This is a genomic window from Coprococcus sp. AF99-45 (assembly GCF_027663865.1).
GTDB classification, from domain to species: domain Bacteria; phylum Bacillota; class Clostridia; order Lachnospirales; family Lachnospiraceae; genus Allocoprococcus; species Allocoprococcus comes.
Map to the genome: position 1 here is coordinate 117,302 of NZ_JAQDGZ010000006.1, position 26,666 is coordinate 143,967.

Here is a 26,666-nt window from a genome sequence, read left to right on the forward strand (position 1 = left end):
AAGAATCAAATTAGAATAAGAATCAGAAAGCTGACAGACAGATGAGAAAAATACATTTGTCTGCCAGCTTTTTTTTATAGGAGATTCCGAAGGAACTGCAGATTATGTAATTTCTATTACAGAAAGCTGGATGACACCGACGATCCTTATGACATTGACTTTTGTAGTATCTGCTTTTATTGCATTCTTTACAGGAACTTCATGGGGAACCTATGCGATTGTTACACCAATCTGTGTACAGATGGCTCTGAATATATCTGGTGGAGCTTTAACACCGGTCGTATATGCTGCAATAGCAGCTGTAATGGGTGGAGGATGCTTTGGAGATCATTGTTCACCGCTTTCTGATACCACGATTTTATCATCACTTGCAACCGGATCTGATCATATCGATCATGTAACGGCTTTTTTTAATTTCTTGCTATTTTTTTCCCCGAAATGTATAATTTTTGGTAAAAGTATGATTTTTTGCATCAAAAGTATAGTTTTTGATAAATTCTTTATCATGTCTTATCTAAAATAAGAAGTAGGAAGATTATCAGGAATGGGGAAAATGGTATGAAATTATTAAAACTTGTGATTGTAGATGACGAACCAATCCTTCTGCAGGGACTGGTTAAGACGTACAACTGGAATGAGATGGGATTTGAAGTTGCCGGTCAGGCACAGAGTGGGGAGCAGGCAATCGAAGTGATCAAAAAAGTGAAGCCCCATGTCGTACTGACGGATATCCGGATGAAACAGGTTTCCGGTCTGATGGTGATGGAAGAGATCCAGAAGACAGAGCTGGATCCGGTTTTTATTGTGCTCAGTGCGTACCGTGATTTTAATTATGCACAGCAGGCGTGTGATCTTGGTGCATATGCATATCTGCTGAAACCAATCGAGGAAGATAAACTGCAGGAGACCATGCAGGGCGCATACCAGACCTGTATGGAGAAACTGGAGAGCGAAGAACGTTATGAAAGCTGGGAAAATATGATCCGAAAAGATTCCACCAGTTTTCTCCAGGTTGTTGTACAGAAATATTTACAGAATAAAATTTCCTATGAAAAGGTGCAGGAAGTATTTGCGATCTTGAAAGATGTGATCGAAGAGGGCGACCGTTTTATTGCAATGTGTGTGGATCTTGATCTTACATATAAGATTACGGATGCACTGAATTACGAAGCAGCCAGGCTGGAATTGATACAATCTCTGGAAGAAATGTTTTCAGAGCGGTATTTTTTCTGGCATTTTGAAAAGGCAGAAGGTTGTCATGTATTTCTGATCAAGACAAAGGAAAATGCGACAGTGCGCGAGATTGCGCAGATTCTGGAACAGGTTAAAGGGGAACAGAAAAGTCCGGTTACTGCATCGATTTCCAAACCGTATAAAGGACTGGATGGAATCCGCCGAAGTTACGAAGAGGCGCAGGGACTTTTCGAGCCAATCTGCAGCAATGCCACAAATGAGAATACTTTTCCCATACCTGTGAAAAAGGAAGAAAAAGCGGCAAAAAGTGATTGTGAAGAGGCAGGACTTACGATCGTCAATGCTGTTCGGAAGAATACGTTTAAAGAGTTAAAACAGGCTTTTATTGTGTTGATCTACGCACTTCCACATGAGGAAGAGTTACAGATCCGTTATATACATAAGGTTATGCTGCAAGCGGAGATGATGCTGAACGATACTTACGGAATGACGGAAAAACTGCAGAAACAGTTCCGAAATTATTATTCGAATATGGAGAGTCTGACAGCAGCACAGGCGGTAGATGTCAGTTATAGGATCCTCGGAGAAGCAATTGAGGAACGGGAAAAATATGCAGAAAGCGGAGAAAATAAATGTGCAAAGGAATATATGACAGTGGCACTTTCTTATATCGGTGAGCATTTGCAGGAGGAAGAACTTTCTATTGTTCAGGTGGCAACGCAGATTTATCTGAATCCGGTATATTTCGGGCGTGTATTTAAAAATACATTTCATATGACCTTTAAAAAGTATCTCTTACAGCAGAGAATGGAGAAAGCAAAGAGGCTGATCCAGGATGGATGTGAGAGTATAGGAACGGTATGTGAGCAGGTGGGAATCAGCAATGCATCCTATTTTTCACATTTATTTAAAGAATATACAGGAAAATTACCGAGTGAATACAAAAAGGATTACGAAGAATGAAGAAATGGGTGATTAAATCCGGAATACAGAGAAAATACCTTCGATATATAATGGGGCTGTTGTTGCTGGCAATTTTGCTGTCAAGCATCGGTGTTTGGATTTATGTAAGGCAGAGTTTGACCACAGAGGTTACAGATAAATATGAATTTTTAAATGAGAAGATGGGGCTGGCTCTGGATACACTGTCAAAAGAGGCGGATGAAGGGACAGCAGAATGTATTACTTACGATCAGGTTCAGGAAAGTCTGAAAAAAGCTTCATTTGCAGATGTGGAAAAGAACTCTCTTCAGAAATATTTTGCCTATATGAATCTGGATCATGTGGCAGAATACTGCTATGTGGATAATAAAAATAATGTTTATGCCAGATCCTACTCGCATATTGATTATGAAGATTTTTCAGACAGCCATCTGGAAGATTACATGGGAGATTCTTATGCGAAAACACAATGGTTCTGGGCGAAGGATACTCTGTTTGGGACGGAGAAAGAAGCATTGTTTATCGGAAGATATGTACACAGCATGGAATACGCCAGCAAACCAGGACTGCTGCTCATCAAGATGAATGACGGCTTTCTGGAAACGATACTTGGAAAGGATCGGAGTATGACAGATGAAGTGCAGATCGGAATTCTGGATAAGAAGGGAAATTTATGCGCTGCCTGGTGCCCGAAAGGGACGAAGATTTCGGATGCGGTAAAACAGGAAGTCTATAAGATCAGCGCACAGGAAACGAGTGGTATTCTTGCAAAAAGCCGGAGAGTGAGCGGTGGTGTCTGCTCCATTTACAAAGAAAGCAGCTCTGAAATGACGGTGTTCACAGTCGTTCCGTCGAGTGTAATGACGCAGGGAACGATGAGGGTACTTACGGTGCTGATCGGGATTTATCTGTTTGTGGCAGTGGTAGCGGTTGTGATCAGTATCTATTTTTCCAAGCGGTTCACCAGTCCGATCCGGGAGATCAGTGAAGAGATGACACAGTTTGACGGAAATGATTTCAGTCGCCTGATTGAACTGAATACCAATACAGAATTGGATCAGATCGGACATTCCTACAATAAGATGCTAAAAAATATTGAGAATCTTCTGGCAGAGATCAAAGAACAGGAAGGGGTGCTCAGACGGACGGAGTTGAACATGCTTCTGGCACAGATCAACCCACATTTCCTTTATAATACGCTGGATACAATTTACATGCTTGCGCGGATAAACGGAGAAGAGACAACCATGAAGATGATTCAGGCACTTTCCAAATATCTGCGTCTGTCACTCAGCAAGGGCAGTGATATCGCGACGGTGGAGGACGAACTGGAAAATGTAAAGAGTTATATGGAAATCCAACAGATCCGGAATGCAAATCTGTTCCGGTATGAGATTGAGTGTAAGGTGGAAGAGAAGAGTACGTGGATGCTGAAGCTGATCTTGCAGCCACTTGTCGAGAACGCGATCAAGCACGGATTCTGCGAAATTTATGAGAATGGTCTGATCCGGATTGAGATTGCGAGGGAGGATAGCCAGCTGAAAATCGTGGTATTCAATAATGGGAAGCCGATTGACCGGGAAATGATGGAAAAGATCAATGCCTTAAACGGGCATCCGATTCTGGAGGCGAAAAAATGCTTCCAGGATAAGGAACACGGATATGGAGTGGTGAATGTACTGACCAGACTGCGGCTGAAATATGGAGAGGATGTGCTGTTTTACTATGAGGCAGAAGAAAATGGAACTCGGTGTACAATCCAAATTCCGGATGACGGAAAGGAGAAACGTGATTTATAGAAAATATTTGCAATCGGTGTTTTGTATCGCACTGGTTCTGACAGTGCTGACCGGATGTGGTAAAAATACGGGGCAGACAAGCCGGAGCACAGAAAAAAAAGAGATTGATATTCCGATCATTCTGACGGTAGATCCGACTTCCGGCAAGAAAACGGAACAGGATGTCGTTGATGCGTTTAATGAAGAATATGCCGGTACGTATCATATGCAAGTGGAATGGATCATGGAGACGGAAGAGGAATACCGAAAAAATCTGAAACGGTTAAATGTCACAGACGAGCTTCCGGCTGTGATCTATGATGTGCGCACCCTGCCGTCCTTTTATCAGATGATGGTTGCGGATGGACGGATCGAGAATCTGAGTCCGTATCTGGAAGAGGATGAAGAGTGGAGGAATATGATCGAACCGGCGGTGATGGAAGGCTGTACGGATGAGGATGGCAATATCTATCTTGGACCGATCAGTACGGCGGCATTTGCGTGCGCCGGCATGTTTTGGAATCCGGAGCTTTTTGCGGAAGCAGGGATTGAGAAATTCCCGGAGACATGGGAAGAATTCTGGGACTGCTGTGACCGGCTGCAGGCAAACGGAATCACACCGCTTGGACTTCACACTGAAGGAACCGGCTGGGCGCCGATGCTGATTGCAACAGCAGAGGCAGCACACACGGAAGAAGGCTATGCATTTATGAAAGAGCTTCTCCCAGAAAGCTATTCCAATGATACCGGTCTTGAAATTGCAGAAACCTTGCAGAAATTGTTTCGGTATACAACAGAAGATGCAATTCATGCTGACTACGATGTGGCATACAATAATTTTGTCGCAGGAAAGGTGGCAATGATCCCGAACGGATACTGGATGATCGACCAGTTGCCGGAAGAATGGAAAGAAAAGGTAAGATTTTCCGCATTTCCGGGAAATAAACTGATTGCCTCACCGGAAACCTTTGGCTGGGCGGTGGTTTCCACTTACAGCGAGGAGGTCAAAGAAGGAGCGGTTGAATTTTTGAAATTTCGCACGAAATTCAATCTGGAAGAGAAGAAAGAGCTGATGGACAAGAACGGACGCACTGAAATCAGCCAGCTCCTTCAGGATTATGTAAATGCCTACAATAACAATCCGCAGATCGTTCCGAACTATCAGGTGAAATGGAACTCCATCCTTCAGGAAGAGACGATCGGGGAGTGTCTGCCACAGCTTGCCGCCGGGAAAATGACGCCTGCGCAGATGGTGGAGACTGCCGATGAAAGTATCCGGGAGTATGAGAAAGAGAGATGATGGGAGGAGAAGGCTGTTGGTGTCATTTTATCAATAACAAATTTTTTACATTTCGAAAAGTATATTTTTTGTTAAAGGAGGTTTGCGATTTGTTACAGTCTTTGATTGGATTCTTGCTATTATTTAAGCATAGAAAAGAAATCCAGACGAGGAGGAACGGAAATTATGAAAAACAAAAAAAGATGGCTGGCACTGGGGCTGGTAGGAATCATGACACTTGGATGCTTTGCAGGATGTGGAAGCAAGAGCGATGGCAAGAGTGCAGACGGTAAAGGGGACAGCAGCAAAGGATCTGTATATTATCTGAACTTCAAACCGGAGCAGGATGAGCAGTGGCAGCAGCTGGCAAAGGATTACACAAAAGAGACAGGTGTAGATGTAACGGTTGTTACAGCAGCTTCCGGAAACTATGAAACCACTCTGATGAGTGAAATGGGAAAGAGCGGAGCACCAACATTATTCCAGGTAAACGGACCTGTAGGACTTGCAAACTGGAAAGATTATTGCTACGACTTATCAGATTCTGATATTTACAAAGAACTCACAAGTGATGATTATGCACTGAAAGACGGAGATTCTGTAGCGGGTATCGGATATGTTATTGAAACATACGGAATTATCACAAATAAGACATTATTAAAAGAAGCAGGATATACACCGGATGACATCAAATCTTTTGCAGATCTGAAAAAAGTAGCAGAAGACATTACAAATAGAACTTCTGAACTTGGATTTTCTGCATTTACTTCAGCAGGTATGGACGGATCTTCTGACTGGAGATTCAAGACACACCTTGCAAACCTTCCGATCTACTTTGAATATCAGGATGAAGGAATTAACACAACAGATGCAATCAAAGGCACATATCTTGACAATTATCGCGATATGTGGGATCTGTACATCAACAACAGCACATGCGATCCAAAGGATCTTGCTGCAAAGACAGGTGACGATGCAAGAAATGAATTCCTGAATAAAAAAGCTGTATTCTATCAGAATGGTACATGGGAATATACACAGCTGATCGATGGCGGTCTGACAGATGATGACATGACCATGCTTCCGGTTTACTTTGGTGTAGGCGATGAAGCAAACCAGGGACTCTGCACAGGTACAGAAAATTACTGGTGCGTAAATAAAGACGCAGACGAAGCTGATATTCAGGCTACATTAGATTTTATGGACTGGTGTGTAACTTCAGATGAAGGAACAAAATGTATGGCAGACGATATGGGATTCAACATTCCGTTTAAGAAAGCTCAGGAATCTAAGAATCTCTTTATCAAAGAAGACAAACAGATGACCGAAGACGGAAAGACTCCGGTAGCATGGAACTTCTCAACAATGCCTTCAGAAGAGTGGAAAAATGGTGTTGGATCTGCACTGACAGCTTATGCGGCAGATCAGACAGATGCTAACTGGGATGCAGTAGTAAGTGCATTCGTAGATGGATGGGCATCTGAATACAAGCTTGCAAATGAATAAATAAGTTGCATAAAAAGAACTGACCTAGGGGCAGGCGGCTTGCCTGCCCCTTTTAAGTGAGAGGAGAGCCTGTACGAAGCGGGTTTTCTGGATATGGGAACCTACGTTTTTCCATATAAAAATAAAAAGTGAAATGAGAGCCACCTGGTAGGAAGATCCTTCCGGGCAAAAGGAAAAGAGGAGGATTTCTATGGAGAAGGCACTGAAAAAACATGCACCAATATTTGTTCTCCCAACATTTCTTGCATTTGTGATCGGATTTATTATTCCGTTTGCACAGGGATTTTATCTTTCTTTTTGTAAGTTTACAACAGTAGGAAATGCAACATTTGTTGGAATATCAAATTATACCGCAGCAATCAAGGATACATCATTTACAAGTTCATTTAAATTTACAGTATTATTTGCGATTGTATCGATCTTACTGATCAACGTACTGGCATTTGGTCTGGCACTGCTTCTGACACAGAAGTTAAAGGGAACCAATATTTTCAGAACTATTTTCTTTATGCCGAACCTGATCGGTGGAATCGTACTTGGATATATCTGGCAGATCCTGATCAACTGTCTGCTTACGATCATCGGACAGCCGCTTCTGGCACTGAATTCTTCAGCCGGTTACTGGGGACTTATCATTTTGATGTGCTGGCAGCAGATCGGATATATGATGATCATTTACATCGCAGGTCTTCAGAATGTACCGGATGATCTGATCGAAGCAGCAGAGATTGACGGAGCAGCAAAGTGGGATATCCTCTGGAAAATCAGAGTTCCGATGGTAATGTCTTCCATCACGATCTGCGTCTTCCTGACACTTACCAATTCATTTAAATTGTTTGACCAGAACCTGGCTCTTACAGGTGGAGATCCGAACCATGCGACAGAAATGCTGGCACTGAATATTTACCAGACATTCTACGCACGTGCCGGAATGCAGTGGAAAGGTTATGGACAGGCAAAAGCAGTGATCTTCTGTGTTCTGGTTATCATTATTTCACTGGTACAGCTGAAAGCAACAAGATCTAAGGAGGTGCAGCAGTAATGAAAAAGAAGAAAAGTATTGCAAATACAATATGGATAGTTATATTAACAATTGCGGCACTCGCCTGGATTTATCCGATCATTATGATCCTGATGAACTCTTTGAAAAAAGAATCAGCGATCAGTACAGGAACTGCATTTAAACTTCCGACTGCAGATGCATTTGCAGGAATCGCAAACTATGTAGATGCCGTTGCTTCAAAAGGATTTTTGAGCAGTCTTGGATACAGTACATTTATTACGATTACTTCTGTAGTTGCTATTCTTGTATGTTGCTCCATGTGTGCATGGTATATAACCCGTGTAAATAGTCCGATTTCAAAGATTTTATATTATCTGTTTGTATTTTCCATGGTTGTTCCTTTCCAGATGGTTATGTTCACCTTGTCACAGACAGCAGATACCTTACATCTGAATATGCCATGGAATATCTGGGTGATCTATCTCGGATTTGGCGCAGGTCTTGCGGTATTTATGTTCTGCGGATTTGTAAAATCGATTCCTGTAGAAATCGAAGAAGCTGCCATGATCGACGGATGTAATCCGCTGCAGACCTTCTTTTTGATCGATATCCATATCCTGAAGCCTACCATGATATCCGTAGGTATTCTGGAAGCAATGTGGGTATGGAATGATTACCTGCTTCCAACTCTTGTACTTGATATTAAGAAGTATAAAACAATCCCAATGCTGATCCAGTATTTCCGCGGAAGTTACGGAAGAGTTGAAATGGGACCGATGATGGCAAGCATTATGCTTACAGTAATCCCAATCATCATTGTATATCTGGCAGGACAGAAGTACATCATCAAGGGTGTTGCTGCCGGAGCTGTAAAGGGATAGAAAAATATAGTATAAATTTGGCGGACAGGCGTTGCTTGTCCGCTTTTAAATAGAAAAAGCTTGCAAATTTTGAGAGTTTCCGTTAAGATATAGCGAAAATGGTAGAAAACACTGAGAAAGGAAAGAAGGTATGTTTCAGACGATTATTGGGGCGGTCAGTTCATTTATGTACAGCAAACTTCTGGTGATTATTCTGATCGGTGCAGGTTTATATTTTACAATCCGGACAAGATTTCCACAGGTGCGTTTATTTGAGAGAGCTTGTGAGTCCGTGATGGAGAAGCCGGACGACAAAGAGGCAATCTCATCATTCCAGGCGCTTATGGTTTCAACGGCATCGAGAGTAGGAACGGGAAATATTGTCGGGGTGTCATCGGCAATTTGTATTGGGGGATTTGGTTCTGTATTCTGGATGTGGGTGATTGCGATCATTGGAAGTGCGTCTGCACTGATTGAAAGTACGCTGGCACAGATTTACAAGAAAAAGGGAGAGGATGGGAAATGCTATGGTGGTCCGGCTTATTATATCGAGGCGGCGCTGCATTGCAGACCACTGGCGATCGTGTTTTGTATTGCCATGATCCTGACTTATGCATTTGGATTCAATATGCTGGCATCCTACAATCTGCAGTCTACATTTTCCGGATTTTCTTTTTATGATCCGAAGGTAAGCCCATGGATCATTGGTGGGATTCTGGCAGTTCTGACCGGATGGTGTCTGCTTGGCGGTGGAAGCCGTATTGTAAAGGTGACATCGACGCTTGTGCCGGTGATGGGACTTGCATATATCGGTATGGCGCTGATTGTGGTTATCATCAATATCCGCAATGTGCCGGAAATGTTCCTGCGTATTTTTGAGGAAGCGTTTGATTTCAAGGCGATTTTCGGAGCGTTTGCGGGTTCTGCTATGATGCAGGGTATCCGCCGTGGGCTTTATTCCAACGAAGCCGGAATCGGTTCGGCACCGAATGCATCTGCTTCTGCAAATGTCAGCCATCCGGTCAAACAGGGACTGGTTCAGATGCTGTCTGTCTTTATCGACACACTTCTTCTTTGCACGGCAACGGCGATGATGTGTATGTCGTCTGGCATTGATCCAACCAGGGAGATGCAGGGGGCACCGTGGGTTCAGGCATCTCTTCAGGAATCCCTGGGAGCATTTGGTCCGGTATTTATAACGGTGGCTATGGTATTTTTTGCGTTTACAACATTGCTTGGAAATTGTTTCTATTGCGATAATCTTCTGACCTATATCCATAAAAAGGAACCGGGGAAAAAATTTATGCGCGGATTCCGCCTGGTATCGGCATTTGTTGTATTTCTAGGGGCAGGTATGGAAATGTCGCTTTTGTGGGATCTTTCCGATGTACTGATGGGCGTGATGGCACTGATCAATATTCCGGTGATCCTGATTTTGTCCGGGACGGCATTTAAGGCAATCCGGGATTATGAGGATCAGTTGAAGCGGGGAGTTAATCCGGTGTTTAAAAGTGCAGATATTGAGCTGGAGCAGAAGACGGATTTCTGGAATTAGGGAATCTGCGAGAGTGGTTCGGAAAATGATGGAAGGCTGTGAAGTGGATTTGACAAAAGTTGTTTTGTGATAATTTGGCGTGAAATCCGGCTTGACAAATTTTGAAGGATACGGTAGTATGACAAAAGAAAAGAAAATTATAGGCTATGAAGAGAACAAGTAGCAGATGACAAGGCTCAGACAGAAAGTAACCGGTTGATGAGAGGTGCACGAAGAGTCAGATGTGAATACATCTTGGAGCTTCACACCGAACGCGCGGAAGCGCAAGTAAGCTGTGACGGAGTGGCGGACGTTATACTTGCTACGGTAATGTTAGTTACTGACTGAGGCATTCGGTGCGAGCCGGATGTGAATTAAGGTGGTACCACGAGAGAATATACCTCGTCCTTAAAGGCTGATTGTCCGGAGGACGAGGTTTTTTTATTGGAAAAATTGAAGGGGTTCAGGACGGACGCTATCCGGAATCTATTTCTATTTGTCTGCGGGTTCGGCGGTTGATACTTCTAAGGTTTTGTAAATTTGTTAAGGGCATGATTGAAAATCCATAACTCGCTGCGCTCAGACAGATGGATTTTCAATTATAACACAAATTCCCAAAACCTAAGAAGTATGAGCATCCGCCTGCACATGCAGTCAAATAGAAATGGTTTCCGGATGGCTGACATCCTTGAAGACTTCAAAGAGTTCCAGACGGGACGCCTCCTTCTCCGGGGGAGAAGATTGGCTGTGACTAAGATATAGGTTTTGAAAAAGAAAGGAAATTAGGAAAATGGGTATTTATGAAGAGCTTAAGGCCAGAGGATTGATTGCGCAGGTTACGGATGAGCCGCTTATCCGGGATCTGGTGAATAACGGGAAGGCTACGTTTTATATTGGGTTTGATCCGACGGCGGATAGTCTGCATGTTGGACATTTTATGGCACTGTGCCTGATGAAGAGACTGCAGGAGGCTGGCAATAAGCCGATCGCTTTGATCGGGGGCGGTACTGCTATGATCGGGGATCCGTCCGGTAGAACAGATATGCGTCAGATGATGACACCGGAGACAATCCAGCACAACTGTGACTGCTTTAAGAAGCAGATGAGCCGTTTTATTGATTTTTCAGACGGGAAAGCACTGATGGTTAATAATGCGGACTGGCTGATGGATCTGAATTATGTGGAAGTACTTCGTGAAGTCGGAGCACATTTCTCCGTAAATCGTATGCTGACTGCAGAATGCTACAAACAGCGTATGGAAAAGGGACTGAGCTTCCTTGAGTTCAATTACATGATCATGCAGAGCTATGATTTCTATATGTTATACCAGAAATACGGCTGTAATCTTCAGTTTGGCGGAGATGATCAGTGGAGCAACATGCTTGGTGGTACAGAGCTGATCCGTCGTAAGCTTGGTAAGGATGCAAGTGCGATGACAATCACACTGCTTCTGAATTCAGAAGGAAAGAAGATGGGTAAGACACAGTCTGGAGCTGTATGGCTTGATCCGGAAAAAACTTCTCCGTTTGAATTCTACCAGTATTGGAGAAATGTGGCAGATGCAGATGTTCTTAAATGTTTACGTATGCTGACATTCCTTCCGCTTGAGCAGATTGATGAGATGGACAAATGGGAAGGCGCACAGCTTAACACAGCAAAAGAAATCCTTGCGTTCGAACTGACAAAACTGGTTCACGGCGAAGAAGAAGCTACAAAGGCACAGGAAGGCGCACGTGCACTGTTCAGCTCAGGAAATGCAGCAGATATGCCGACAGCAGAGCTTTCTGATGAAGATTTTGCAGACGGGTCTGTCGATATCCTGACACTGCTTCACAAGAGTGGACTGGTTGCTTCCAAGTCAGAAGCACGCCGTGCCGTACAGCAGGGTGGAGTTGCCGTTGACGGAGAAAAGGTTTCCGATATTGCGACAACATTTGCAAAAGCAGACTTTGAAGGTGAAGGAAAAGTTGTAAGAAAAGGAAAGAAGAATTTCCGTAAAGTAATCGCAAAATAAGAGGACAGAAAAATGAGTTTTACAGAAATAAAAGCAGAAGGATTAAAGGATAATCCATTTGACCTGATCGGAAAACAGTGGATGCTGATCACAGCAGGAAATGAAGAAAAATGTAACACCATGACAGCAAGCTGGGGTGGTGTTGGAATTATGTGGGGCAAGCCGACTGCGACAGCTTATATCCGTGATTCCCGTTATACCAAAGAATTTGTGGACAGAGAAGATTATTTTACACTGGCATTCTTTGGAGAAGAGCATAGAGAAGCGTTAAATCTCTGTGGAAGAGTCTCCGGAAGGGACGAAGATAAGATCAAAGAAGCCGGTCTGACACCATATTATGTAGATGGAACAGTTGCGTTTGAAGAAGCAAAAATGATCTTTGTATGCAAGAAGGTTTATGTACAGCGTATGGGAGAAGAAAATTTTGTTGAGAAAGCAAATCTTGACAAATGGTATGCTGACAAAGATATGCATAACATGTATATGGGAGAAATTAAGAAGATTCTTGTGAAAGAGGATTAAGCTATGTGTAGTAGAATACAGAAGCTGACTGTAGTTCTGGCCTCTGCATCACCGCGCAGGACAGAACTGCTGGAACAGGGAAATATAAAGCATGTAGTCATGCCGTCACACAGTGAGGAAGTAATTACATCCCAGGTTCCAAGCCAGGTTGTGGAAGAACTTTCTGCGCAGAAAGCAGAAGATGTCTACCAGCAGTATGAAAAGAAAAATGCAGGGGATTTTCTGGTGATCGGTTCGGATACGGTGGTTGCAGCAGATGGAAAGATTCTCGGAAAGCCAAAGGATAAAGAGGAGGCATATCAGATGATTTCCATGCTTCAGGGAAAAGCGCATCAGGTTTACACCGGTGTTACGCTTCTGATAAAGAAGGATGGGAAAAAGATCCGGAAGACATTTCATGAATGCAGTGATGTGCATGTATATCCGATGTGCAAGGAAGAAATCCGGGAATATATTGCAACAGGAGAGCCGATGGACAAAGCAGGAGCCTACGGGATCCAGGGTGCATTTGGCATGTATATTCGTGGGATTGAAGGCGATTATAATACGATCGTGGGTCTTCCTCTTGCGAGAGTTTATCAGGAAATGAAGGAATATATTTATTAAAAAAGAAACTGGGAGAGATGACTTGTTGGAAAAGTCATCTCTCCCGGTTTTTTAGGAAGAAAAAGTTTTATTTCAGATACTGCACACTGTATGGTGGTATTTCGAGCTGGCCGTTCATCTGGATTTCATTTCCGGTGAGCAGATCAGTCATAGTTCCCCCGAGTTCGACGTTGTGTGCGGTAAACGGTGCATCCGATGCGTTAATTGCAACCAGCATCCGTTCATCATCTGTTTTGCGCTCAAAGATGAGCTGATGATTAGTAAGGACAACATTGCGATAACTTCCATGGCAAAGAGCATTGCTTCCGGTTCTGACATGGATCATTTTTTTGATCTGTTCAGTCAGTGCATTCGGTTTTGGCGCATCGAAGCATGGGCGGAGAGCATAGTCATTGTCCGGAGCTTTTACTCCTTCCTCACCCCATTCACTTCCATAATAAATGCAAGGAACACCCGGCATACCAAGAAGAAGACCGTAAGTCAGCGGCAGGTGGTTCTTGTTGGTCAGGATACTTGCAATTCGGGTCACATCGTGGTTGTCAACAAAAGACATCAGATGTTTTCCACGGTAAATGCACCACTGTTCCGGTCCGTACTGACGGTTCAGAGAGTGCGCGATCTCAAACATGTTCATGCTGTTGAAGCTGGAGTAAATGCCTTTATAGCATTCGTAGTTGGTGCAGCTGTGCAGCATTTCGTCATTGACGATCTGATTATAGTCTCCGAAGAGAACCTCTCCGATCAGGGCAAAGTCAGGTTTTAATTCCTGGCAGAAACTGCGTAGACGTTTCATGAAATTGCGGTCCAGGCAGTATGCAACGTCAAGCCGGAGACCGTCGATATCAAATTCATCGATCCAGCCCTTTACACATTCCAGAAGATAATCTACAACAGCAGGATTGGCAAGGTTCAGTTTGACCAGTTCAAAATGTCCTTCCCATCCCTCATACCAGAAGCCGTCATTGTAGCAGGAATTACCGTCAAAATTGATACAGAACCAGTCTTTGTATGGAGAATCCCATTTCTTTTCCAGTACATCTTTAAATGCCCAGAAGCCACGTCCTACGTGATTAAACACACCGTCAAGGACAATTTTTACATTGTGTGCATGGAGATCTTTGCATACTTCTGCGAAATCTTTATTGGTTCCGAGACGGCAGTCAATTTTTTTATAATCCCTGGTGTCATAACCATGATTATCTGATTCGAAAATTGGATTTAATAATATAGAAGAGATACCTAAGGATTCCAGATAACTGCTCCAGTCCTTTAATTTTAAAATTCGAGATACGGTTTTTCCGTCATTTGCGGTCGGAGCGCCACAGAATCCAATTGGATAGATCTGATAAAAAATTCCTTCATAAGCCCACATATTCTAGTACCTGCCTTTTAGTCAAAATTTGGATAAAAATCCCATACATCTATTGTATCAGATAGAGTCAAATGATGGTATACTATTTAAAGCAAAAAGTGGAATTTGTAAAAAATGTAATGATATAGTAATGTTTTTGAAAAAAAGGAAAGGGAAGCCATTTTTTTTGTTGCAATTTATAGTAACCTTTATTATAATTTATGGTGCGTGAAAAGGTATTTGTGCATAATAATGCACAAATTATGGAGAGAAAAATGTGGCAGTTTATACTAGGAAGTACAGGATTTATTCTGTATTTTATTTATGATATTAACAGTGTTCGGATGAAGAATGCAGTATTACAAAAATTTTTTGCAGCTGGGAGTATTCTCGTTGTAGTATCGCTGATTGCAGAACTTTATGCAGCATGGGGGAGTTGCCATCGGAAGATCGGAACAATGACCGGATTTGGATTAGGAGGATTCCTTTTCTTTTGTCTGCTCATTTATACGTTGTTTTTTGCGCTTCCCTTTGAAGAAACCTATTGTGAAGAAAATAAACTGCGTGCGGCTTATACAGAAGGTATGTATGGATTGTGCCGCCATCCGGGTGTTTTATGGTTTGCAGGAGCGTATTTGTGCATGTGGGGAATGGTCGGTGGATGGAAACAAGGGATTTATTTTTTCCTTATGATTTTCTGGAATTATCTGTATATTATTTTTCAGGATCTGTGGACATTTCCACGGACATTTTTTAACTATAAAGAATATCAGCAAAGTACGCCATTTCTGATACCGAACAGAAAAAGTATACTGGTATGCCTGCGTACTATCAGAAAAAATGATTGATCTGGAGCGGACAGTCTATGAATTTAAAAGAAAAATTAAAAAAACAACAGTATAATGAAATATGGCAGCAGTACTGTGGATTTCTGGATCTGTCGATGGACGGTTACATGAAAATCCAGCAACGGCTGATGGAAGAACAGATCCAGCTGTGGAGTAACTGTGGACTTGGGCAGTCGATTTTGAAAGGAAAACATCCCCGAAATCTGGATGAATTCCGTAAAATGGTACCACTGACGGAGTATGAAGATTATGCAGATATTCTTTTGACCAAGCAGCCTGATATGCTTCCGGGGAATCCGGTGATCTGGATTCAGACAACCTGGGAAGGCGGGAAACATCCGATTAAGGTTGCGCCGTATACAAGAAGTATGCTGGATACCTACCGGAATAATGTGACAGCATGTCTGATTTTATCGACCAGCAGGAAAAAGGGATCTTTTGATGTTGCATCTACGGATAAATTCCTGTATGCGCTGGCACCGCTTCCATATGCTACAGGACTTTTTCCACTGGCACTCGGAGAAGAAATCGATATCGAGTTCCTTCCGGCAGTAAAAGATGCTGTGAATATGAGTTTCAGCGAACGAAACAAGCTGGGATTTAAAATGGCGATGAAAAAAGATCTGGGATTTTTCTTTGGACTTGGAAGTGTGGCTTATGCGGTAAGTCTGAGCCTGTCTTCGCTGACTGGTGGCAGAGGCATCCAACTATCAAGTCTTCTGAAATGCAGACCGCATATGATCTTCCGCCTGATACAGGCAAAGTGCCGCTGTAAAAAAGAGAACCGGCAATTACTTCCAAAGGATTTATTCCATTTAAAAGGGTTCATGGTAGCAGGTACGGATAATCAGTGCTATAAAGATGATCTGGAAGAGCTCTGGGGAATCCGGCCGATGGAATTGTTTGCCGGTACGGAGCCATCTATAATGGGGACAGAGACCTGGACGAGAAAAGGAATGTATTTCTTCCCGGATACGGCATTTTATGAATTTATCACAGAGAAGGATATGTTGAAAAATCATGAGGATCCGTCTTATGTTCCACCGACATATCTGATGGATGAAGTCCGACCGGGAGAAAAATATGAGCTCGTATTTACGATTTTGAAAGGCGGTGCATTCGCGAGATATCGTTGTGGTGATATGTACCGGTGCGTTGGACTGGAAAACAAGGAAGATGAAACACAGATCCCACGTTTTGAATATGTGGACAGGGTACCATGGATCATTGACATAGCAGGATTTACAAGGATTTCAGAAAATGGGATCCGAAATGTTATTCGTCTGTCAAAGCTCCCGATCACAAACTGGGTTGCGGCAAAAGAATATAATGAAAAGAACCGCCCATATCTGCATATGTATGTAGAACTGGAACGGGAATCCTTGCTGAACAGTGCCATGAGCGCCGATATTTTAAAAGAGTTACTGAGTACATATTTTAAATATATTGATCAGGATTACCGTGACTTGAAGAAAATATTGGGAATGGATCCTTTGCAGGTTACAATTTTTACGTGCGGAACATTTGAAACTTATGAAAAACAGACTGGAAAAAAACTGCATCAGATGAATCCTTCTTATTATGATTTGAAGGCGTTGCTGGAAGTGCAGGAATGTTTGAACAAAGTGAGATAAGAGGGAATTATGGGAACCTATGGATATATTTCAATCATAGCAATGGTGTGCTATGGATTTATGCTGCTGATGTTTCTGACAGCGAAGCGAAATAAAATTGTAAATAGCTTTCTGGTAGTGTTGGTTGGACTGCTTTTCTGGGCTGGAGGATCGGCATTTATGCGTGTCCATCTGTGGCCAAGTTATGAATTCTGGTATCAGGTTTCCCTGCTTGGAATTTTACTACTGCCGTATGCATATTATTGTTTTATTCTGGCATTTGGCGGGGTGAAAAAAAGTCTGCCAGGGAAAATATATCTGGCTGTTATGCTGATCTGTTTTGTGGTAAATATCCGGCATGGGGTATTCCTGGGATGCCCGAATGTGGTGGAAAAGAATGGGCTGCCTACTTTTGTGTATGAGATTAAACCTACTATATTAGTACTCTTTTTCCCGGCTGGGATTTTTTTGATTTATCTTTTCCTTATCCTTGTGCGGATCTGCAAAGCAAATCCCAATATGAAAGTACAGTATGAACCGGTCATGGCAGGAGTCCTGGTGTTGTTTGCAGGGAATATGTTGCTTGGAATACCATTTTTCAGTGGGTTTCCGATTGATATTTTAAGTGGTGTTGTAAATGTATTTTTCCTGTTTTATGCACTGATCCGCAGACGTCTGTTCCGGCTGCAGATGCTGGCATCGCCCAGTCTGTGTTACGGTGTGGGATTTTTGTTTTCTGTTATTGTATTTTTGAATGTAATTCCATATCTGCAGAAAATCTTCCATATACAGATGAATAAGAATACAACGCTTTATGCCCTTGCTTTTGCAATTGTGTTTCTGGTGATTTATGCGCTGTTTACTTTTTTGTGGAAGCTTCTGGTACGCAGTGTGTTTGTCAGGGAAGAAAATTATCAGACAGAAAAAATCAGGGAGTTCAGCTCTGCAATTTCGAAGACGCTGGATTTAAATGAAATTCTGGACAAAACGATCAGTGTCATGAAAGAACTGATGGATGTTGGAAATATCTATATTTGTATGCAGGATGCACCGGGACAGCCATATCGGGGAGTGGCAAGTGATCAGCCACTGAATGATCTGACATTTACGATGGAAGAAGAAAACCCGATGATCCAGTGGCTGAAAGAACATGAAGAGCCGATCATTTACCGGGATTTCCGTTATACCGTGGAGTATAAGTCGATGTGGGAGAGTGAAAAACACCGGCTGGATAAGACGCATATCCGTTACTGTGCAGGGTTGAAAGATGGAGAATGCCTGGTTGGTGTGATTCTGATCACAGATGCTTCGGTGAAAAAACGGCTGGTATATGATGAGGTGCAGCTGATCTCATCTGTTACGTCGGTTGCATCGATTGCGATTAAGAATTCAAGATTGTACGAGAGAGCCCGCCAGGAAGCCAGAACAGATGAGATGACCGGATTACTGAACCGGAAATATTTCTATGAAGTGCTGAATGAAGAGCTTGAGAAAAACAGGGAGGCATCGCTGGCACTTGCGATCATCAATGTAGATGATTTTAAATTGTATAATCAGTTGTATGGGGTGAAAGAAGGAGATCTGTGTCTGCAGCGGATTGCAGATATTATCAGAAGCAGTGTCGGAGAAAGTGGATACACGGCCCGCTATGGAGGAAAGGAATTTGCGGTTCTTTTACCGGGATATGATCTTTTTTCCGCCAGAAATATGGTGGAATCTATTGCAAAACAGATTTATGTTATGAATAACCGCAGAACGGATATGAAGCTGAAAGCGGTAACTGTGAGTGCCGGTATCAGTGCGGCTCCTTATGCGGCAAGGAACGTGAAAGAGCTGATGGAAAATGTAGATCTGGCAGTTTATCATGTGAAACATAATGGAAAAAATGGGATCCAGGTCTTTGATATGATGTTCCGGAACAACAGTGAGGGGAACAATACAAGGAATCATACCCATATTTATCAGGAGTATGAGTCTACGATTTATGCGCTGACGGCGGCAATTGATGCGAAGGATCACTATACGTTCAGCCATTCCAACAACGTAGCTTATTATGCAACGTCACTGGCGACGACCCTTGGAATGAACGAAGATATGATAGAGATTATCCGGCAGGCAGCACTTCTGCATGATGTCGGTAAAATCGGTATTCCGGAGTATATACTCAATAAAGAGGGAAAACTGACAGATGAAGAATATGAGATCATCAAAGGGCATGTAGAGGCATCGATCGATATTATCCGTCACCTTCCATCGCTGGATTATGTAATTCCGGCAGTCATCGGTCATCATGAGCGGTATGATGGAAAAGGATATCCACGCCGGATCGCAGGAGAAGATATTCCACTGACTGCGCGGATTTTGTGCGTGGCAGATTCTTTTGATGCCATGACATCCAAACGATGTTATAAAAAAGCATTTCCTATTGAAGTGGCACGGGAGAAGCTTCTTCAGGATGCAGGCAGACAGTTTGATCCTGACCTGGTATATAAGTTTGTTGAATGCCTGGATAATGGCAGTATTACACTGGTGAAGGCAGAAGAAACTGTGGACAATCTGAAAGAAATACTGTAGAAAATTCCCACAAAAAAGTGATGAAAATCAGCAAGAAACAGTTGACAAAAGCCTGCTGGTATAATATAATATGCAAGTATGACGTGAGAAGAAACAGTTTGCACCAAAGCCCCGGAGTGAACTTGTTTTCTATAGAATCTACAATGAAAATAATTAGTAAACTGAAATTCATAGGAGGTCAACCAATGAAAACTTACATGGCTAATCCAGATAAGATTGAAAGAAAATGGTATGTAGTTGACGCTGAAGGACAGACACTTGGACGTCTTGCAGCAGAAGTCGCTAAAGTTTTAAGAGGAAAAAATAAACCGGAATTTACACCGCACATTGATACAGGTGACAACGTAATTGTTATCAACGCTGAAAAGATCAAAGTTACAGGAAAGAAATTAGATCAGAAAGTATACTATCATCACTCAGATTATGTAGGAGGAATGAAAGAAACTACATTAAGAGAAATGATGGCAAAGAAACCGGAACAGGTTATCGAACTTGCTGTTAAAGGTATGCTTCCAAAAGGACCTTTGGGAAGAACAATGATCAAGAAACTTCACGTATATGCTGGAGCAGAACATGCTCATCAGGCACAGAAACCAGAAGTTTTAACATTTTAGTCAGAGGTTTGAAAGGAGGAAATAAAAGTGGCAACAGCTAAATTCTACGGAACAGGAAGAAGAAAAAAATCTATCGCAAGAGTATACCTTGTACCAGGTACAGGTAAGATCACAATCAATAAAAGAGATATCGACGAATATTTAGGACTTGAAACTCTTAAAGTTGTAGTTCGTCAGCCATTAGTTGCAACTGAAACAGTTGATAAATTTGACGTTCTCGTTAACGTACGTGGTGGTGGATACACAGGACAGGCAGGAGCAATCCGTCACGGAATCGCAAGAGCACTTCTTGAAGCAGATTCTGATTACAGACCGGTACTTAAGAAAGCCGGATACCTTACACGTGACCCACGTATGAAAGAACGTAAGAAATACGGTCTCAAAGCAGCTCGTAGAGCACCACAGTTCTCTAAACGTTAATTTGGAGCAATGTGGCTGCGGGAAAGACGAAGTTTTTTCGAGTTCATTTTCAAAAATACAAACCTCAGAAACCTTGTGTTTCTGGGGTTTTTTGTCTGTTTATATTGAAAGAACACCAATTTCCACATATAATAAAAGACAATGTGTAAAGAAATGAATCAGGGAGAATAATAAAATATGAGTATATTAAATGTAGAACATCTGACACACGGTTTTGGTGACCGTGCCATTTTTGATGATGTATCGTTCCGTCTTTTAAAAGGGGAGCACATCGGTCTTGTAGGAGCAAACGGAGAGGGTAAATCTACCTTTATGAGTATCGTTACCGGGAAACTTACGCCGGACGAGGGAAAGGTGGAATGGGCGAAGAATGTACGAGCAGGCTATCTGGACCAACATGCAGTCCTTCAGAGCGGTATGACGATCCAGGACGCACTGAAAAGTGCGTTTGATCCGCTTTTGCAGAAGGAGCAGCGAATGAACGAGATCTGTGAGAAACTCGGTGAAGTAGACGAGGATGAGATGAATCTTCTGATGGAAGAGCTTGGAACGATCCAGGATGAGTTGACACTGCATGATTTTTACACGATTGATGCAAAGGTAGAGGAAGTTGCAAGAGCACTGGGACTTCTGGATCTGGGACTTGACCGTGATGTTACAGATCTAAGCGGAGGTCAGAGAACGAAGGTTCTTCTGGCAAAGCTTCTGCTTGAGAAGCCGGACATCCTGCTTCTGGATGAACCGACAAACTATCTGGATGAAGAGCATATTACGTGGCTGAAGCGGTATCTGCAGGATTATGAGAATGCATTCATTCTGATTTCCCATGATATTCCGTTCCTGAATGAAGTGGTAAATATCATCTATCATATGGAGAACCAGGAACTGAATCGTTATGTGGGAGACTATGATCATTTTCAGGAGGTCTATGCAGTTAAGAAAGCACAGCTTGAGGCAGCATACCGCAGACAGCAGCAGGAAATCAGTGAACTGAAGGATTTTGTGGCAAGAAATAAAGCCCGTGTTTCTACAAGAAATATGGCGATGTCCAGACAGAAAAAGCTGGATAAAATGGATGTAATTGAGCTGGCAGCGGAAAAGCCGAAACCGGAATTTAAGTTCCGTTACGGACGGACTCCGGGGAAAATGTTATTCGAAACAAAAGATCTTGTAATCGGTTATGATGAACCACTTTCCAAGCCGCTGAATTTCCAGATGGAAAGAGGACACAAGATTGCGATTGTCGGAACAAATGGTATCGGAAAGACTACATTTTTGAAGAGTGTACTTGGTCTGATCCCGGCAATTTCCGGCGAGTGTGAGCTTGGGGAAAATCTTCAGATCGGCTATTTTGAACAGGAAGTTAAAGGAGAAAACAAGACAACCTGTATTGAAGAGCTGTGGCAGGAATTTCCGTCATTTACCCAGTATGAGGTGCGTTCTGCCCTTGCAAAATGCGGACTCACTACGAAGCATATTGAGAGCCAGGTAAGGGTACTGAGTGGTGGTGAACAGGCAAAGGTAAGACTCTGTAAGCTGGTCAACAAGGACACGAATCTGCTGATCCTGGATGAGCCGACCAATCATCTAGACGTGGATGCAAAGGATTCTCTGAAAAAAGCGCTTCAGGAATACAAAGGAAGTATTCTTCTGATTTGCCATGAGCCGGAATTCTATCAGGATGTGGTAAATGAGGTGTGGGATATGAGCAAGTGGACGATGAAAGTATTTTAAAAGTGTCGTGCAGAAGACCTTTCGGGACTATCCTGAAAGGCCTTTTTGTGTTACTATTTATTTAGAACGTATCATTTTTGTCAATACTTTTTATTTTATAGGAAATTCCGAAGGAACTTCCTATGAAATAGAAGGCGCTACGTGCCGGAGATGCGCACTCGCACGACGATGAAGAATGTCGCAAGCGACTGCGCTCGGCGCGAGGATGTGCCAAGGCACATTCTTTTTTACAAAACTGTTATATAAGCTTTACAGAAGTAAGATAGAGCCTGCAAAGCGCAACGTCTATAATAAAACGTGTTTCAGAAAAGAAAGGATGGGATAATATGCCGTCAACTTATGCACATTACATTTTTGGACAGCAGATCAGGGGCAGATTAAGCGGATATGAGAGAAAAGTTATTGATAAATATCCGGAGCTTTTTAATATTGGACTTCATGGACCGGATATTCTTTTTTATTACAGACCGCTTGGCAAGAACAAGGTCAATCAGTTGGGAAGCCGTATACATAACGAGAGCGGGGCAAAGTTCTTCGTTCATGCAGCGAAGGCTTTACATACACACGACCAGTATGAGAAGCATCTGGCTTATGTATATGGAGTGCTCTGCCACTTCGCGTTGGATGAAATCTGTCATGGTTACGTGGAACAGGCAGTAAAAGAGACTGGTCTTGCACATATTGCAGTGGAGGGCGAGCTGGATCGTAAGCTGATGATTATGAACGGAGAAAATCCAGTGAGCAGGAGACTGACCGGACATATTGTTCCTTCTATGAAAAATGCGATAATTATAAAAGATTTTTATCGCGGAATTACAGCAAAGGAAGTCAAAAAAGCACTGAATGGAATGGTATTTTATGACAGGATTCTTGTCTGTCCATCTAAAATAAAGCGGATGGCACTTTATGCAGCACTTAAAGTGGCAGGGCTTTATTATGATTTTCATGGGTTTATTATCAAGTATCATGAGAATGAATCCTGCAGGGAACAGATAAGAAAACTGCTTCATCTTTATGAAAAAGCAGTTCCACTGGCAGACAAACTGATCTGCGAATACAAACCGTTTCTGGAAGGAAACGCCACATTAGATTCTGTATATGCCTATACATTTGGTTCTCAGTTTCCTGGCAAGGAGGATACGTTAAATGAAAATAAAATTGACAAAACAGGAGAAAAACTGGATACTTTATGATGTCGGAAATTCTGCATTCACACTTCTGGCAGCAACCATTTTACCGATTTATTTCAACTATATCGCAGGAAAGCAGGGACTTTCGGATGTACAGTATCTGGCATACTGGGGATATGCAGTATCCATTGCAACCTTACTTACAGCACTTGCAGGACCGGTATTTGGAACCGTTGCAGATACAAAAGGCTATAAAAAACCAGTTTTTACAATTGCACTTGGAATCGGGGCAATTGCTTCAGTCGCACTGGGATTTGCAAAGTACTGGCTGGCCTTTCTGGTAGTTTTTGTCATTGCAAAGGTCGGATATTCCGTGACGCTGGTATTTTATGATTCCATGCTTGTCGATGTGACATTGGAAGACCGGATGGATGAAGTCTCTTCCCAGGGCTATGCGTGGGGATATATCGGAAGCTGTGTACCGTTTGTAATCTGTCTTCTGGTTGTGTTAAATGCAGGGAAGATTGGGATTACAATGGAGATAGCAATGATGGTTTCCTTTGTGATCATCACGGTATGGTGGGTAATTATGACATTACCACTTCTGAAAACTTATCACCAGAAGTATTATGTAGAAAAGAAGCAGCATGCTTTTTCAGAAAGCTTCAAAAGAATCGGCATTACTCTGAAAAATGTAAAGAAGGAGAAGAAGGTTTTTCTGTTTCTTCTGGCGTTTTTCTTTTATATTGACGGGGTTTATACGATTATTGATATGGCAACTGCATATGGATCAGCACTTGGACTTAGCAGTACAGGACTTCTTCTTGCATTGTTGCTTACGCAGATTGTAGCTTTCCCATTTGCGATTATTTTCGGAAGACTTGCGAAGAAATATTCTGCAGAAAAGCTGATCACAGTATGTATCGTGGCATACCTTGGAGTGGCAATTTTTGCGATTTTTCTGCATTACCAGTGGCAGTTCTGGGTTCTTGCTGTCTGGGTAGGCATGTTCCAGGGAGGTGTGCAGGCGCTTTCAAGATCTTACTTTACGAAAATTATACCGGCGAACCAGTCAGGTGAATTTTTCGGCTTAATGGATATTTGCGGAAAAGGCGCGTCCTTTATGGGAACAACGATCGTGAGCCTGATCTCGCAGCTTACCGGCAATATCAATATTGGTGTGGGGATGATCGCTGTCTTGTTCGTGATCGGAATTATTTTATTCCGGAGAGCGGCAGCGCTAGAATAAAAATAAAGGATACAATTGATTTATGATGACAGAGCTTGAAAAATATTATAACAAATTTAACGAAGAGAAGCGGCTTAAGAGCCGCCACGGACAGGTAGAATTTATCACCTCAATGAAGTACATTCACAAATATCTTCCTAAGCGGGAGCATGGACAGGTAAAGATTCTGGATGTAGGAGCCGGAACCGGGCGCTACAGTGTTGCGCTTGCCGAAGAAGGGTACGATGTGACGGCGGTAGAGCTGGTGAAATACAATCTGGGAATTCTGAAAAAGAAGAACAGCTCTGTGAAAGCATATCAGGGAAATGCGCTGAAGCTGTCACGTTTTCCGGATAAGGAATTTGACCTGATCATCCTGTTTGGACCGATGTATCACCTTTATACAAAGGAAGATAAGGTAAAGGCGCTGATGGAGGCGAAGCGTGTTCTGAAAGATGAGGGCACGATCCTGGTGGCTTATACAATGAATGAGTACAGTGTTCTGGTGTATGGATTCCGGGAGAACCATATACAGGAATGCCTGGAAAATGGCAAACTGGATGCGAATTACCGGGTATGTCCTTCACCGGAAGATTTGTATGATTATGTGCGTCTGGAGGATATTGACAGCTACAATGAAGCAGCAGGAATGGAACGGATCCAGATTATTTCGGCGGATGGACCATCCGATTATATGCGTCAGGTGTTAAATACGATGGATGAAAAGACTTTCCAGACGTTTATTGACTATCATCTGACTACGTGTGAACGCCCGGAACTGGTTGGTGCGGGATCACATACGGTAGATATTATAAGAAAGAAAAAGATGGGGGAATAGAAAATGAAAGTAGCAGATATGCATTGTGATACAATTTTAGCGATTCAGAGAGGAAGGGAACAGGGAAAAGAGATTTCACTTCGGAAAAATAATTTAAATGTGGATCTTGAACGGATGAAAAAGGGGGATTATCTGATTCAAAATTTTGCCATTTTTCTGGATCTGGAGGATCCGATGCTTGCAGGGAGTCCATTCCGTTATGCAATGAAAATGGCGGATGTATTTTATCGGGAAATGGAGAAAAATAAAGACTGGATCCGGCCGGTCACAAAGTATGACGAGATTGAAGAAAACCGGAAGAATGGAAGGATGTCAGCGTTGCTGACATTGGAAGAAGGAGAAATCTGCGAGGGCGATCCTGCCCTTTTAAGAGACTTTTACCGGATGGGGGCAAGGATGATGACTCTGACCTGGAACTATCCGAATCAGCTTGGATATCCGGCAAAAGCGACTGGCGGAGAATTTGCCGGAAAAGCCTTTTCAGAAGCCGGATATGGGCTTACAGCGCATGGGATTGAATTTCTGGAAGAGATGGAGAACCTGGGAATGATCATCGATGTGGCACATTTAAACGATGCAGGAATCCGGGATGTGTTAAAGTTCACAAAGAAGCCTTTTGTAGCGAGCCATTCCAACGCGAGACATTTGTGCAGTCATCCGAGAAACCTGAATGATGAACTTCTGAAAGCGATCGGGGAAAGAGGCGGTGTGATCGGGCTGAATTATTATGCATATTTCCTGCGCGACTGGAAAGACGGAGAGACGGTTGTGAGCAGAGCGGAGGATATTGTGGCACATGCAAAATATATCCGTGATATGGCGGGAATAGAGGCTTTAGGACTTGGTTCAGACTTTGATGGTATGAATGGAGAACTGGAGATTGCATCCCCGGCAGATATGGAAAAGTTGGAAGATGTATTTAAAAAGAATGGATTTACAGAGAGCGAGATCGAGAAAATCTTCTGTAAGAATGTAATGCGAATATATAGAGAACTGCTTGGGTAATTCCGGCAAAGCACATTATAACATAGAAAACCCGGCTGTGGAGTAATACACAAGCCGGGTTTTTTACTCTAGC

General features: G+C 42.7%; 22 protein-coding genes. 21 read left to right on the plus strand and 1 reads right to left on the minus strand.

Going from position 1 to position 26,666, the window contains the following annotated elements:
• Positions 1-76: 76 nt before the first annotated feature.
• The 11 genes from PGR14_RS07035 (at position 77) to PGR14_RS07085 (ending at position 13,238) form a co-directional block, all read left to right on the plus strand.
• A complete protein-coding gene (locus PGR14_RS07035) occupies positions 77-523 on the plus strand; it encodes a Na+/H+ antiporter NhaC family protein (protein WP_082424180.1) in 447 nt (148 codons plus the stop codon).
• 35 nt (positions 524-558) lie between these two features.
• Positions 559-2,157 carry a response regulator gene (locus PGR14_RS07040; protein ID WP_055156077.1) on the plus strand — a complete coding sequence of 533 codons (1,599 nt, stop codon included), beginning with the start codon at positions 559-561 and terminating at the stop codon, positions 2,155-2,157.
• Positions 2,154-3,935, plus strand: coding sequence for a sensor histidine kinase (locus PGR14_RS07045; protein ID WP_055247690.1), 1,782 nt, complete (start codon positions 2,154-2,156; stop codon positions 3,933-3,935). The genes PGR14_RS07040 and PGR14_RS07045 overlap by 4 nt, the downstream gene beginning before the upstream one ends.
• The gene (locus tag PGR14_RS07050; RefSeq protein WP_227120472.1) at positions 3,925-5,214 is read left to right on the plus strand and encodes an ABC transporter substrate-binding protein; all 1,290 of its coding nucleotides are present in this window, start codon (positions 3,925-3,927) and stop codon (positions 5,212-5,214) included. The genes PGR14_RS07045 and PGR14_RS07050 overlap by 11 nt, the downstream gene beginning before the upstream one ends.
• A 165-nt stretch (positions 5,215-5,379) precedes the next feature.
• On the plus strand, positions 5,380-6,699 hold the full coding sequence (locus tag PGR14_RS07055) for an ABC transporter substrate-binding protein (RefSeq protein ID WP_055156079.1): 1,320 nt from the start codon (positions 5,380-5,382) through the stop codon (positions 6,697-6,699).
• Positions 6,700-6,889: 190 nt separating this feature from the next.
• Complete coding sequence (locus PGR14_RS07060) at positions 6,890-7,741, plus strand: carbohydrate ABC transporter permease (protein ID WP_055156080.1); 852 nt, start codon at positions 6,890-6,892, stop codon at positions 7,739-7,741.
• Entirely contained in the window at positions 7,741-8,583 is an 843-nt protein-coding gene (locus PGR14_RS07065) for a carbohydrate ABC transporter permease (RefSeq protein ID WP_022220784.1), read from the plus strand. Before PGR14_RS07060 ends, PGR14_RS07065 begins: the two co-directional genes overlap by 1 nt.
• Before the next feature lie 130 nt (positions 8,584-8,713).
• A complete protein-coding gene (locus PGR14_RS07070; protein ID WP_008373201.1) occupies positions 8,714-10,117 on the plus strand; it encodes an alanine/glycine:cation symporter family protein in 1,404 nt (467 codons plus the stop codon).
• Between the two features lie 769 nt (positions 10,118-10,886).
• Positions 10,887-12,110: a tyrosine--tRNA ligase gene (gene tyrS / locus PGR14_RS07075; protein WP_008373203.1), complete on the plus strand. Its 1,224-nt coding sequence runs from the start codon at positions 10,887-10,889 to the stop codon at positions 12,108-12,110.
• Between the two features lie 12 nt (positions 12,111-12,122).
• Positions 12,123-12,632, plus strand: coding sequence for a flavin reductase family protein (locus PGR14_RS07080; RefSeq protein ID WP_055260815.1), 510 nt, complete (start codon positions 12,123-12,125; stop codon positions 12,630-12,632).
• A gap of 3 nt (positions 12,633-12,635) precedes the next feature.
• Positions 12,636-13,238: a Maf family protein gene (locus tag PGR14_RS07085; protein ID WP_055260817.1), complete on the plus strand. Its 603-nt coding sequence runs from the start codon at positions 12,636-12,638 to the stop codon at positions 13,236-13,238.
• A 67-nt stretch (positions 13,239-13,305) separates the two neighbouring features.
• On the opposite strand, the gene PGR14_RS07090 is transcribed toward PGR14_RS07085, so the two are convergent.
• Positions 13,306-14,610, minus strand: coding sequence for an alpha-amylase family glycosyl hydrolase (locus PGR14_RS07090; RefSeq protein WP_270223175.1), 1,305 nt, complete (start codon positions 14,608-14,610; stop codon positions 13,306-13,308).
• A 254-nt stretch (positions 14,611-14,864) separates the two neighbouring features.
• Here PGR14_RS07090 and PGR14_RS07095 point away from each other — a divergent pair, with 254 nt between their 5' ends.
• From PGR14_RS07095 to PGR14_RS07140, 10 genes are all read left to right on the plus strand, one after another.
• Positions 14,865-15,437 (plus strand): hypothetical protein, encoded by a 573-nt coding sequence (locus tag PGR14_RS07095; protein ID WP_022220781.1) that lies wholly within the window; start codon positions 14,865-14,867, stop codon positions 15,435-15,437.
• A 17-nt stretch (positions 15,438-15,454) separates the two neighbouring features.
• The gene (locus tag PGR14_RS07100; protein ID WP_227120475.1) at positions 15,455-17,071 is read left to right on the plus strand and encodes a GH3 family domain-containing protein; all 1,617 of its coding nucleotides are present in this window, start codon (positions 15,455-15,457) and stop codon (positions 17,069-17,071) included.
• Between the two features lie 9 nt (positions 17,072-17,080).
• Complete coding sequence (locus PGR14_RS07105; protein ID WP_055297193.1) at positions 17,081-19,624, plus strand: HD domain-containing phosphohydrolase; 2,544 nt, start codon at positions 17,081-17,083, stop codon at positions 19,622-19,624.
• 185 nt (positions 19,625-19,809) lie between these two features.
• Positions 19,810-20,238, plus strand: coding sequence for a 50S ribosomal protein L13 (rplM, locus tag PGR14_RS07110; RefSeq protein ID WP_022220779.1), 429 nt, complete (start codon positions 19,810-19,812; stop codon positions 20,236-20,238).
• A 27-nt stretch (positions 20,239-20,265) separates the two neighbouring features.
• Positions 20,266-20,658, plus strand: a complete 393-nt coding sequence (rpsI, locus tag PGR14_RS07115) for a 30S ribosomal protein S9 (protein ID WP_008373223.1) — start codon at positions 20,266-20,268, stop codon at positions 20,656-20,658.
• Between the two features lie 177 nt (positions 20,659-20,835).
• Positions 20,836-22,392 carry an ABC-F family ATP-binding cassette domain-containing protein gene (locus PGR14_RS07120; RefSeq protein WP_055260823.1) on the plus strand — a complete coding sequence of 519 codons (1,557 nt, stop codon included), beginning with the start codon at positions 20,836-20,838 and terminating at the stop codon, positions 22,390-22,392.
• Between the two features lie 326 nt (positions 22,393-22,718).
• Entirely contained in the window at positions 22,719-23,585 is an 867-nt protein-coding gene (locus tag PGR14_RS07125) for a zinc dependent phospholipase C family protein (RefSeq protein WP_270223177.1), read from the plus strand.
• Positions 23,539-24,771, plus strand: coding sequence for an MFS transporter (locus tag PGR14_RS07130; RefSeq protein WP_055247702.1), 1,233 nt, complete (start codon positions 23,539-23,541; stop codon positions 24,769-24,771). Before PGR14_RS07125 ends, PGR14_RS07130 begins: the two co-directional genes overlap by 47 nt.
• A 22-nt stretch (positions 24,772-24,793) precedes the next feature.
• The gene (locus PGR14_RS07135; protein WP_173692565.1) at positions 24,794-25,588 is read left to right on the plus strand and encodes a class I SAM-dependent methyltransferase; all 795 of its coding nucleotides are present in this window, start codon (positions 24,794-24,796) and stop codon (positions 25,586-25,588) included.
• Positions 25,589-25,591: 3 nt separating this feature from the next.
• The gene (locus PGR14_RS07140) at positions 25,592-26,593 is read left to right on the plus strand and encodes a dipeptidase (protein WP_270223178.1); all 1,002 of its coding nucleotides are present in this window, start codon (positions 25,592-25,594) and stop codon (positions 26,591-26,593) included.
• Positions 26,594-26,666 lie beyond the last annotated feature (73 nt).

What these genes read in the sequence shown, in the direction of transcription:
- PGR14_RS07040 (WP_055156077.1), top strand. Translation starts at nt 559, where the DNA reads ATGAAATTATTAAAACTTGTGATTGTAGATGACGAACCAATCCTTCTG.
- PGR14_RS07045 (WP_055247690.1), top strand. Translation starts at nt 2,154, where the DNA reads ATGAAGAAATGGGTGATTAAATCCGGAATACAGAGAAAATACCTTCGA.
- PGR14_RS07055 (WP_055156079.1), top strand. Translation starts at nt 5,380, where the DNA reads ATGAAAAACAAAAAAAGATGGCTGGCACTGGGGCTGGTAGGAATCATG.
- PGR14_RS07060 (WP_055156080.1), top strand. Translation starts at nt 6,890, where the DNA reads ATGGAGAAGGCACTGAAAAAACATGCACCAATATTTGTTCTCCCAACA.
- PGR14_RS07065 (WP_022220784.1), top strand. Translation starts at nt 7,741, where the DNA reads ATGAAAAAGAAGAAAAGTATTGCAAATACAATATGGATAGTTATATTA.
- PGR14_RS07070 (WP_008373201.1), top strand. Translation starts at nt 8,714, where the DNA reads ATGTTTCAGACGATTATTGGGGCGGTCAGTTCATTTATGTACAGCAAA.
- tyrS (WP_008373203.1), top strand. Translation starts at nt 10,887, where the DNA reads ATGGGTATTTATGAAGAGCTTAAGGCCAGAGGATTGATTGCGCAGGTT.
- PGR14_RS07080 (WP_055260815.1), top strand. Translation starts at nt 12,123, where the DNA reads ATGAGTTTTACAGAAATAAAAGCAGAAGGATTAAAGGATAATCCATTT.
- PGR14_RS07085 (WP_055260817.1), top strand. Translation starts at nt 12,636, where the DNA reads ATGTGTAGTAGAATACAGAAGCTGACTGTAGTTCTGGCCTCTGCATCA.
- PGR14_RS07090 (WP_270223175.1), bottom strand. Translation starts at nt 14,610, where the DNA reads ATGTGGGCTTATGAAGGAATTTTTTATCAGATCTATCCAATTGGATTC.
- PGR14_RS07095 (WP_022220781.1), top strand. Translation starts at nt 14,865, where the DNA reads ATGTGGCAGTTTATACTAGGAAGTACAGGATTTATTCTGTATTTTATT.
- PGR14_RS07100 (WP_227120475.1), top strand. Translation starts at nt 15,455, where the DNA reads ATGAATTTAAAAGAAAAATTAAAAAAACAACAGTATAATGAAATATGG.
- PGR14_RS07105 (WP_055297193.1), top strand. Translation starts at nt 17,081, where the DNA reads ATGGGAACCTATGGATATATTTCAATCATAGCAATGGTGTGCTATGGA.
- rplM (WP_022220779.1), top strand. Translation starts at nt 19,810, where the DNA reads ATGAAAACTTACATGGCTAATCCAGATAAGATTGAAAGAAAATGGTAT.
- PGR14_RS07120 (WP_055260823.1), top strand. Translation starts at nt 20,836, where the DNA reads ATGAGTATATTAAATGTAGAACATCTGACACACGGTTTTGGTGACCGT.
- PGR14_RS07125 (WP_270223177.1), top strand. Translation starts at nt 22,719, where the DNA reads ATGCCGTCAACTTATGCACATTACATTTTTGGACAGCAGATCAGGGGC.
- PGR14_RS07130 (WP_055247702.1), top strand. Translation starts at nt 23,539, where the DNA reads ATGAAAATAAAATTGACAAAACAGGAGAAAAACTGGATACTTTATGAT.
- PGR14_RS07135 (WP_173692565.1), top strand. Translation starts at nt 24,794, where the DNA reads ATGATGACAGAGCTTGAAAAATATTATAACAAATTTAACGAAGAGAAG.
- PGR14_RS07140 (WP_270223178.1), top strand. Translation starts at nt 25,592, where the DNA reads ATGAAAGTAGCAGATATGCATTGTGATACAATTTTAGCGATTCAGAGA.